Consider the following 7,381-nt stretch of genomic DNA (forward strand, 5'->3'; position numbering starts at 1 on the left):
GCAGTATATAATGATGGTGCCGTCGTAAATATAGTAGGTGCTACAGTTTTTGATTCTAATGCAGCTAGCGGTACATCAGGTAGTGGTGGTGCTATTTTTAATTCAAATGGAGGTACAGTTACTATTAATGGCGCAAGTTTCACTTCTAACAGTGCTTCTAGAGCAGGTGGTGCTATAGAAGACAATTCTGGAATACTAGGTAGTTTAAACATTGATAATTGTGTATTTACAAATAACTCTACAAGTAGTAATCCTGGAAATGGAGGTGCTATTCACATGACTGGTTCTGGGAATTCAACTATAGATAATTCAAATTTTTCAAATAACACAGCTTCTAATGAAGGTGGTGCTTTATGGAATGGATCTGGTGTCATGTCTATAGCAGCAACCACAGTTGATAGTAACACTGCCATGGGAAGTGATGCCACTGTTGCTGGAGCTTCTGGTGGTGGAGGAATTTATAATGAAGGCGGAACAGTTACTACTGACGCAACAACCTTGATTACAAATAATGTAGCGAGTGGCGCTCAAGGAACCGGTGGTGGAGTACTTAATGCAAATGGTACATTCACAGCTACCGGATCTACAATTTCTAATAATAGCTCCAATAGAGCTGGAGGAGGAATCGAACAAAATCAAGCTTCCACAACTAACTTAACTAATGTTACCATGAGCATGAACGCTACAGGTGTAGTAGTAGGTGCAGGCGCTCCTGGGAATGGTGGTGCTTTACATGTCTCACAAGCAGGGACAGTTAATATCACAGATGGTTCATTCACTCAGAACACAGCAGCAAATGAAGGAGGAGCTTTATGGAACGGATCGGGAATAATGAACATTAGTGGTAGCGCAATAATAAATGATAACACAGCAAATGGTGAACCAGCAATGGGTGCTACCAATTTAGGTGAAGCTGGTGGTGGAGGAATCTACAATGAAGGTGGAGCTGTTGTAATTTCAGGAAACGTATCAGTCACTAATAATAGAGCTACCGGAAGCACTAGTACTGGTGGTGGAATATTAATTGCTGCTGGATCATTAAATGCAAATGGTACAACGATTACAGGAAATGAAGCAAATCGAGCTGGTGGAGGAATAGAAGCAAATTCAGGTGCTCCAGTAAATTTGACTAATGTAATTCTAGACACTAATACAGCTGGAATAATAGTAGGAGCAGGGGCACCAGGAAACGGTGGTGGATTACACATAAGTGGATCTAGTGCAGTAAGTATAACCGGTGGAACAGTGAACAATAATATTGCTATGAGTGAAGGTGGTGGACTATGGAACGGTACAGGATTAATGACTGTTGATGGTACAACTATCGATGGAAACACAGCTAGTGGTGATGCAGCTGATAATGGTGGTGGAGGAATCTATGCGCTTGCTGATGGTTCATTAGAAATTGAGCCAGGTACAACCATAAGCAATAACATAGCAAACGGAATTTCAGGTTCTGGTGGTGGAATTTTAGCAAATGGCTCTAATTTAGATGTAGATGGAGCAATGATTACAGGTAATTCTGCAAACCGTGCTGGTGGAGGAATAGAGGTTACAGTTGGAACTTCAACTACCGCTATTCTAAATAATGTTTCTCTTAACGGTAATTTTGCTGGAACTGATGCAACAGGAGTTACCTCAGCAGCAAATCCAGGTAGTGGAGGCGGTATGCATATATCTGGAGCGCAAGATGTAGCAATTGTTGGTGGAACAGTTAATAATAATACCTCTGCTTTTACAGGTGGTGGGCTTTGGAATCATACTGGAATTATGACGGTTACCGGTACTACAATTAATGGCAATACAGCAAGTGGAGCTGCGGCAACTAATGGTGGTGGTGGAATCTTTCAATTACCAGCAGGTAGTCTTGTAATAGGAGCTGGTACTACTATCAGCAATAATATTGCAGATGGAACGTCAGGTTCCGGTGGTGGAATCTTAGTAGGCGCAGACGGTAATCTTGATGTTACAGGAGCGACTATTACAGATAACATATCTAACCGAGCTGGTGGAGGAATCGAGATTTCTTCAGGTACTAATGCCGGTATAGTAACTTTAACTAACACCACATTAGACAATAACATTACAGGCCCTATGGGCAGTGCTGCACCAGGTAATGGTGGAGGACTTCATATAACCGGTCCTCAAGATATTACGATAACAGATGGAAGTGCAAATGGAAATAGTGCAGCAAATGAAGGTGGTGGACTTTGGAACGGTAGCGGTTTAATGACACTTTCAGGAACACTTTCTGTAAATAGTAATACAGCAGCAGGAGAAGCAAGCACGGGAGCGATGAACCCAGGTGAAGCTGGTGGTGGTGGAATCTTTAGCGAAGGTGGAGATGTAACCATCACAGGTACTGTAGTTATAGATGGAAACATGGCTACTGGTAGCACTTCTACTGGTGGAGGAATATTAATGAATGGTGGTGGTACTTTACTTGCTACTGGAACGACTATCTCAAACAATGAAGCTAATCGTGCAGGTGGAGGTATTGAATCTAACAGCGGTGGAATAGTAAGTCTAAATAACGTTAACCTAAATATGAATGAAGCTGGTGTTGTTACGGGAACAAATGCACCAGGAAATGGTGGTGGACTGCATATTAGTGGTAATGGTGATGTATCTATCATCGGTGGAACAGTAAATGGGAACTCTGCTGCAAGCGAAGGTGGTGGACTTTGGAATGGGACAGGTTTAATGACTGTAGACGGTACAACTATCGATGGAAATATCGCAAGTGGCGCCGGAGCTGATAATGGTGGTGGAGCCATTTATGCTTTAAATGGTGGAACAGTTTCCATACTTAACGGTTCAACATTAACTAATAATGTTGCTGATGGTGCTTCAGGATCAGGTGGAGCGGTGTTAGTAGATGCAGATGCTTCATTAAGCATTGATGGTTCAACTTTAAATAATAATAAAGCAAACAGAGCAGGTGGAGCAGTTGAAATCGTTGCTGGTTTAGGAACTGCCTCATTTACTAATGTAACTATGAATAATAATAATGCAGGAGCATCACCAGCTGTAGCAGCACCTGGAAATGGCGGAGCGTTACATATAACAGGTAATCAAGATGTGGTCATTTCTAGTTCTATGTTTTCTGGAAATATAGCGGCAAGAGAAGGTGGAGCTTTATGGAATGGTGCTGGTCTAATGTCTATAACTAATTCTACGATTGATGCAAACTTTGCTACAGGAAACTCAGCAGATGATGGAGGCGCAGGAATCTTTAACAATGGTGGAAATGTTACTGCTGATAATATAATAGTAACTAATAATTTATCTCAAGGTTCTTCTGCTTCTGGTGGTGGAGTTTTAAGTCTAGATGGTACATTATCATTTATCAATTCAACTTTTACCGGTAACTCTGCAAATAGAGCTGGTGGAGCTTTTGAAATCATCGATGGTATTTTATCAATAACAGATAGTGATATTTCAGGAAACGATGTAAATGGTACAGCCGGAACTCCTGCCCCAGGTAATGGTGGAGCAATCCATATCACAGGAGCAACAGTTACTAACATTTTAAGATCTACATTCAATAATAATAGTGCCGGTCGTGAAGGTGGTGCTTTATGGAATCAAAGCAACAGTACAATGACTGTAGACCTATCAACGCTAGATGGTAACAGTGCTTTTGGTACTGATCTCGCAAATGATGGTGGAGGAGCGATCTTTTTAAATGGTGGAGATTTTATAATTACAAATTCCACTATCTCTAATAATTCAGCTACTGCAAATGGTGGAGGAATAGGTAACCTCAATGGTTCTTTGACAGTTACTACAACAACTATTTCTGGTAATACTGCTGGTGCAAATGGTGGAGGAATTGTAAGTACTGGACCAGTTAATGCTTTAAATGCTGTTACTATAGCTAGAAATACAGCGACTACTGATGCTGGTGGAATAGGTTTTCAATCAGCGACAGGTAGTTTTACTTTAAAGAATACTATAGTTGCAGAGAATACATCTACAAACGGTGTTCCAGACATAGGTGTAAGTACAGGTTCTTATACATCATTAGGTTTTAATTTAATTGAAATCGATGATATAGGTGACTTTACACCGGTTGCAACTGATATAGTTGGAACCACAGCAGCACCAGAATATGCAGCTTTAGCACCATTAGCAAATAATGGTGGAACTACTTTAACGCATGCACTAATGAACGGGACTAGAGCTTTTGATAATGGTGATAGTGCCGATACTTTTACCGATCAAATCGGTCAAGCAGCATTTGGTACTCGCGATATAGGAGCATATGAATCACAGGTGACCTTAAGTAATGAGAACTTTGAAACAGAATTTATTGCGAGTAGGTTGTATCCTAATCCAGCGACTGGTGAAATTATTCAATTAGAACTTTCTCCTTCATTTCAAACAAATGTGGACTATAGAATAATAGACATGACAGGAAAAACAATTGTTATGGATAAAGCTGAGCTAGGCCTAAATAATATTCAAGTGAGTACGTTTGCTACTGGTGCTTATATTATCAGGTTAGAAGCTAATGGTCTTGTGGAAACATTAAGATTGATAATAGACTAATATTTTTATTGCTTACTTAAACCAGCCTGTCTCGAATCTATCGAGGCAGGTTTTTTTTGTCTCGCTTTCGCGAAAGCGAAACAATTACAGACATATGAAAAAAGCTCACTCGTTTAAATAAGAGTGAGCTTTTAAACTTTATTATAGGTCTTCTTTAAATGACCTCTACAGAATCTGTTTGATTTCTAAATACCAAGTCATCTTCAAAGGCATCGATAAGAACGATACTATCCGTAACGATTTTTGCTGATAATATTTGCTTAGAAAGTTCATTGAGCACCTCTCTTTGAATAACTCGCTTCACAGGTCTAGCTCCATATTGTGGATCATATCCTTTTTTTGCTAGTAAGTCGATGGCCTGCTCTGTAGCATCTATAACAATGCCTTGTTTTGCAAGTAACTTTGTGACTCCTTTTAATTGTAAGCCTACTATTTCTTTAATTTCACTTGCATTAAGAGGTGTAAACATCACGATATCATCGATACGATTTATGAACTCTGGTCGCACTCGTTTTTTTAATGATATCAAGACTTCTTTTTTAGTCTCTTCAAGTAAATTCTCTGTTACTGACGTAGCATTTTGAAAACGATCTTGAATCAATTCTGCTCCCATATTAGAAGTCATAATGATGATACTGTTTTTAAAGTCTGCAACGCGTCCTTTATTATCGGTAAGTCTTCCTTCATCAAGAACTTGTAGTAAGATATTGAAAGTGTCGGGATGTGCTTTCTCAATCTCGTCGAGTAAGATGACACTATACGGCTTGCGTCTTACAGCTTCAGTAAGTTGTCCACCTTCATCATACCCTACATATCCTGGAGGCGCTCCTACGAGTCTACTTACACTATGACGTTCTTGATATTCACTCATATCTATACGAGTCATGGAATTTTCGTCGTTGAATAAATACTCTGCAAGTGCTTTGGCAAGTTCTGTTTTACCTACTCCAGTTGTACCTAGAAAAAGGAAGGAACCTACGGGCTTGTTTTGATCTTGTAAACCTGCGCGGCTTCTTCTCACTGCATCACTTACTGCTAGAATAGCTTCACTTTGCCCTACTACACGATGGTGTAATTCATCCTCTAGTTTCAGCAACTTTTCTCGCTCACTTTGTAGCATTTTAGTAACCGGAATACCAGTCCACTTGGCTACAACTTCTGCGATATCATCATAGGTTACTTCTTCTTGAATTAAATTATTAGAGCTATCGTTTGCCTCCATAGCAGCTTGAAGTTCTTCTAATTTTTCTTGGGCTTGCTTGATTTTACCATAGCGCAACTCTGCCACCTTACCATAATCACCTTCACGCTCAGCACGTTCTGCTTCTAGTTTGAAGTTCTCGATATCTGTTTTTGCGTTTTGTATATTATCAACTACGCTTTTTTCATTTTCCCATTGCGCGTTGAGCTCGTTGCGAGATTCTTTAAGATTAGCCAGTTCAGATCTTAAATTTTTAAGTTTAGATTCATCATTTTCTCTTTTAATAGCTTCTATTTCTATTTCTAGTTGCATGATTTTACGATCTAGTACGTCCAGCTCTTCAGGCTTAGAATTAATCTCCATGCGCAACTTTGCAGCAGCCTCATCCATTAAATCGATAGCTTTATCTGGTAAGAATCTATTAGTGATGTAACGCTGTGATAACTCTACGGCACCTATAATAGCATCGTCTTTAATTTGAACCTTGTGATGCGTCTCATACTTATCTTTTATACCTCTCAAAATGGATATAGCGCTTTCTGTATCAGGCTCGTCAACGATCACTTTCTGAAATCGTCTTTCAAGTGCTTTATCCTTTTCAAAATACTTTTGATACTCATCTAAGGTAGTTGCACCTATAGCTCTCAATTCTCCACGTGCTAGTGCTGGTTTAAGAATATTTGCTGCATCCATGGCACCTTCACCGCCGCCAGCGCCTACCAGTGTATGAATTTCATCAATAAAGAGCACGATATCTCCAGAACTAGTTGTTACTTCTTTTACTACGGCTTTTAAACGTTCCTCAAACTCTCCTTTATATTTAGCACCAGCAATTAACGCTCCCATATCTAAAGAAAATATTTGCTTATTCTTTAAATTATCAGGCACGTCTCCACCTACAATACGATGTGCAAGACCTTCTGCAATTGCAGTTTTTCCTACACCTGGCTCACCTACAAGCATAGGGTTATTCTTAGTACGTCGGGATAATATTTGGAGGATGCGTCTTATCTCCTCATCTCTTCCTATAACAGGATCTAGTTTACCTTGATCTGCCAGTAGGTTCAGATTTTTTGCATATTTATTAAGTGAATTATAAGTCTCTTCTGCACTTTGAGAAGAAACCGTATTGCCATTTCTCAATTCTTCAATAGCAGTTTCTAAGTTACTTTTAGAAATACCTTGATCTTTAAGTATTTGAGCAGTCTTTGATTTACCATCAAAAATACACAGCAATAAATGTTCAATACTTACGTATTCATCTCCCATCTTAGTAGCGAGACTCATCGCCGCATTGAGCACTCTATTAGTTTCTCGAGACAATTGTAAATCGCCACCATCTACTTTAGGAAACGAGTTAATTTGGCTTTTTACAAGATCCTTTATTAGATCTAGTTTTACATTAAGTTTTTTAAATAGAAATGGAACAACATTCTCATCCACCATAGTGATAGCTAGAAATAAATGAGCGTTTTCAATTTGTTGCTGTCCGTATTCTTGTACAAGCTGCTGTGCTTGTTGCAAAGCTTCTTGAGATTTTATAGTTAATTTATTAGGATTCATAATTTCAATTTTGTTTCAAATAGTCAATTCCTGTACCGTAGTAATTTATTGACATTACGACAG

The 7,381-nt window shown here is 39.2% G+C and carries 2 protein-coding genes; one reads left to right on the forward strand and one right to left on the reverse strand.

Annotated features, from left to right (window positions below; all coding sequences use genetic code 11):
- The coding region (locus A9Q93_RS09680) for a choice-of-anchor Q domain-containing protein (RefSeq protein WP_303687189.1) at positions 1-4,554 on the forward strand (4,554 nt) is incomplete at its 5' end.
- Between the two features lie 154 nt (positions 4,555-4,708).
- Here the strand turns inward: A9Q93_RS09680 and clpB are convergent.
- Complete coding sequence (gene clpB, locus A9Q93_RS09685; protein WP_303687190.1) at positions 4,709-7,318, reverse strand: ATP-dependent chaperone ClpB; 2,610 nt, start codon at positions 7,316-7,318, stop codon at positions 4,709-4,711.
- Positions 7,319-7,381: the final 63 nt, after the last annotated feature.

The organism is Nonlabens dokdonensis, from assembly GCF_002162835.1.
GTDB classification, from domain to species: Bacteria; Bacteroidota; Bacteroidia; order Flavobacteriales; family Flavobacteriaceae; genus Nonlabens; species Nonlabens dokdonensis_B.